Origin of the sequence: Helicobacter apodemus (assembly GCF_000765745.2) — a bacterium.
Lineage (GTDB): Bacteria > Campylobacterota > Campylobacteria > Campylobacterales > Helicobacteraceae > Helicobacter_D > Helicobacter_D apodemus.
In genome coordinates this window covers 1-4,389 of sequence record NZ_JRPC02000044.1, presented here as the reverse complement: position 1 = coordinate 4,389, position 4,389 = coordinate 1, and the positions used below count along the sequence as shown (strand labels likewise).

The window sequence follows — 4,389 nt, the reverse complement described above, 5'->3', positions numbered from 1 at the left end:
CTTAAAAAATGCCAAAGGAGCAGGTAAGATTAAAGAGACAGGAATGATTGATAAAACTTTGCTTAATAACTTCAATGAGCTAACCAAAGGATTAACAGAGCAAAATAGACAATCTTTAGAACTCAACCTCTTACATAAAATATTTCAATCCTCTCTAGTAGCAGATAAACATATAAAAGTCTTTAACTCTGAACTCTTTTTAGATACTCTAGCCCAAAACAAAGAAATATTTAAAAGCACAGGAGCTAAAGAATATATCCAAGTTATAAAGGATTTTAATACGCTTTTTAAAAGAGATGCGGATATTTTAAGCAACTTACCCAATGCAAATCCTAAAGAAAACAATACAAACATTGCTACAAATATCAGCGGTCCTTTTAAGCATATGGGTGTAAGTGGTTTATTTGGCATTATTTATCGCAATCTACCTCACGATGGATTGCTATTTGGTATGATATTCCCAACTATGGGACAAGGTATCCAAAAGGCAGCATTAAAATACCATTTAGGCAAAGCCTTAAAAGAATCTAGCTCTTTAGAGAATTTTAATTTTAATATCACTCAAAGAGCTAATAGGGGTGGATTTAATTCCCCTACTAAAGAGCTAGTAGAAAGAATAGTAGAACAGGTTAGTGAAGTAAAAGAGGAAGCTTTAAGAGTAGCAAAAGAGGGGAGAGGAGCCCAAGAGATTCCTCAAGATTTAAAAGAACAATGGCTTAAGGAATTTAATTTAGAGAGTTTAGAACAAGATTTTATTCCTAGCTTTATTCCAGAAGTTAAAGCAGTGTTGCAATCTATAGGCATTGATAAGATACAACTAAAAAGCGGTAGTTTAGTAAAATTAGATAAGCGTGAGCGTTTAGAGTTTTTACCCCATATCAAACCAACACTAGAAAATCCCGATGTTATTTTAAAACATTTAGATTCTTTAATTTTTATAAAAGATATAGGCAAAGAGAGTTTCTTTACGAGTGTTTCAAAGGGGCAAAATGGTGAGATGATAGTGAGGAGTAATTCCTTTAAAACTATACAAAATTTAAAAAATAAGCTAAATACACAGGGGGAAGTATTGTTTTTAAACAAGGAAGCTTCAAATATACTCACTGAAGCTTTTACACCTAAAATGTTCTCTAAGCAACTTGATACACACATTATACCACAATCCCCTACAAACCAAAGTATTTTAGAAAAATCTTTAAAAGAAAAAGAAATAATGCTACAACAAAAAGAACAAGCCCTACAAAAGCAACTCCAAGAACAATCCCTAAAAGCTCAAGAAACTAAGGATAAGTTAGAAGCAATAGCTAAAGAAAAAGAAGCTTTAAGCGGACTTAGTGTTAATGAAAGGAATTTAATTCTAGGGGAAAGCATAGAAAAAACATTAATCCCTAACCTCAAAGCCAGTATTAGCCTAAGTGATAAACAAATCATTCCTTTAGACTTCATAAAAGTAAAAGCAGAGGATGTAAAACCAAACTTTAACACCCAAAGTGGAACACAAACTAGAGCAGTTGTTGATGAATCTTTAGTAGATAAAATCGCCCAATCTTTTAATCCATCTTTAATCTTTTCTAGGGGTGGATTTGATGATTTGCCCATTATCTTAAAAGATGGACAAGTTTTAAGTGGGAATCATAGAGTAGCAGGAATGCAAAAGTTTAATGCAAATTCTCAAAGACTTTATAAAGAGGGTATTAAAGAACACTATGGAGTGGATTTAGCAGATGGAGAATTATTACTTAGAACACCTAAAGAGGATTTAAGCCAAAAAGAGCTTATTAATCTAGCCCTAGCTTCTAACTTAGAGAGGATTAGCTCTGAAGGTGATAAGGCTATTTCTCTCTTAGGCAAATATGATACACAAATGAAACATTTACCCAGTTTCTTAGAGGGTGAAAGTTTAGAGGAGTTAAAGCGTAATGTTGCTAGGCGATTAGATAATGATAATAAGCTTCCTAAAACCCAAGAAACAAATCTAGCCCTTTTAAGCAAAATGGCTAAAAACACTAATGGCAATTCTATTGCCGATGTGTTTAATAAACTCCAAAGAGAATTAGACCCAAATGACTTTGAGGCTTTTAAAAATATGTTTATTGATAATGCGGGGAGTTTTTATAACCTTAATGCTTTAGAAAAGATAGGATTTAAAAACCTTAATCTTAGACCTTATTTGCTGGATATGATTTTAAGTGCTGGGAATGGATTAAGAGCTACTAGGCAAGAAAACTTTAAAGCTTTAAATGAAAAGATAGAGCATTTTTTAAAGACTACTAATGAGAGTGGAATCAATGCTTATACGCAAATTGATAAAGAAGTGTATAAAAATCTAGTCAGTGAAGCTTTAGGTTATGCACTAAGTCGGTATATAAGGCTAGAAAATCCTAGTAATTCTTTATTTTTAGATTTAAAAAATATTAAAAGCGATTTAATCGATATTTCTAATAATCTCTTTATAAATAAGCCCTTAAGTGAAGTGGATATTTATGACTTCTTAGAAGTGTTAATTGCTAAAGGATTAAGTAGTGAGGAAACTAGCCATACCCTAAGCTTACTCCCTAAGCTAAGAGAAAAAGAACAGGCATTTAATGCAGAGAAAAAAACCCCTTTAGTAGAGATTACTTTTACAGATACAAAGGGCAAAGAGCATATTTTAACCACACAAACCCAAAATCAGTGGCTAGAGACTTTTAACCTTAAAAGTTTAGAGGATTCTTATACCCCACAACATAGCGATGAAATCAAAGAAGCATTAGGGGGAAAAGAGATAAAACTACAAAAGGGAAGTTTATTAAAGTTAGTTTCACAAGGTAGAGAGGAATTTATACCACAAATCAAGCAAGTATTAGATGAACCAGAGGCAATAATTAAAGACCAAGCGGGGGATTTTTTATTAATCAAACACTTAAAAGATGATGATTATTTTGTAAATGTAAGCTTTGATAATGGAGAATATTTGGTAAGTATTTCTAATGGAATCAAAGAAAGCAATAATTTAACAAATAAGTTAAACGCGGGGGGTGAAATTGTATATCAATCTCCAAACGCCAGTTCTATCTTGCAAACGCTTTTACAGGCTTCGCGATACTCCACCAACAAGATTGATGAGGCAATTATACCACAATCCCAAACATTACAAGGCTTAGAATCTGCTATTAAAGACGCACAAACAAAAGAACCCTATAAACCAAAGATTAAGCCTATCTTAGAATCTTTAGCCCAGCAATGGAAAGACAAAGAACTCATCACCCTTAATTGGAGAGAGAAAGTAAAAGGAAAATGGGTAAAAAGAACAACAAACTTTAAAGCAGAAGAATCCCTAAGAAAGACTTATGAAAAATACCTACAATATCAAGAACAAGGCAATGATATATCTCAAGAAATCAGTCTTTTACAAAAAGCAATCAATGCCATTAATGCAGAACATAATCAAGCAAAACTAAGCAAGGAAACCATAGAGGCAGAAATAAAAAAGCTTCAAGAACAAAAAGAGAGCTTTATAGCAAAAGAGAATGGATTAGATATTTTTATAGAACTTCCACACCAAAGACTTAAACTCTACTCTAACAAATATGGGACAGATAGTAAGTATCTACAAAATAGACTTCAACGAGGCTACTATAAAGAGGATATTTTAGAAGAAATAAAACAAGTTAGAGAATCTATTCAAAAAGATTTTAATCTCTCTCCTATTGCAGAATTTGGAATAAACTATGCAGAATATTATAGAGATGGCAAGAGAGCTATTAATAAGATATTAGCAGAAGCTAAAGATTATGAAATAAGAAAAGCAGCAAGGAATCTAACACAAGAGGAGATAGAGCAAGGTGGATATAAAGGGCAAGTTGCAGGAGCGTTTTTTAGAGAGGATTTAAAAGAGCTTAGTGGGAATGGGGAGATTGATTTAGTTTGGGGAGAAGTTACAAACCCACAAACCCATAAAGGATATGGCTTAGCACATATAATAGATAAGCATCCAGACTTTGATATAAATCTTATTCCGCAGATTGTAAAGAGGGGGGAAGTTATTGATGATAAAAGTGCATTAACTCTATGGCATAAAGGAGAGAATGGGGAATACTACAAGCTAGGAATTTCTAAAGGATTTAAAGGTGATGGTGAGAATCATTGGGTAATAACTGCGTATGAAGTGGATAGAGCAAAGGATAAGACTTTCGGCGATACCCTTTTTACTGATAAGCACCCCTTACCAAACTCTAACACCATTATACCACAATCCCAAACAAACCAAAGCCTTTTAGATAAAGCCTTAAAAGAAAAGCAAGAGGGTATTATTAAAGAGCAAGAATTAACAACAGGCATTAAACCCATAGATAATCTACAAACACCTACATTAAAAGAGGAATTCGCAACTGCTAATACTTCACAAAA

At 33.0% G+C, this 4,389-nt stretch carries 1 protein-coding gene; it reads left to right on the top strand.

Features of this window, described 5'->3' with window-relative positions; all coding sequences use genetic code 11:
- Nucleotides 1-4,389: putative barnase/colicin E5 family endoribonuclease (locus LS72_RS10975; RefSeq protein WP_194145606.1), on the top strand; the 4,389-nt coding region annotated here is incomplete at both ends.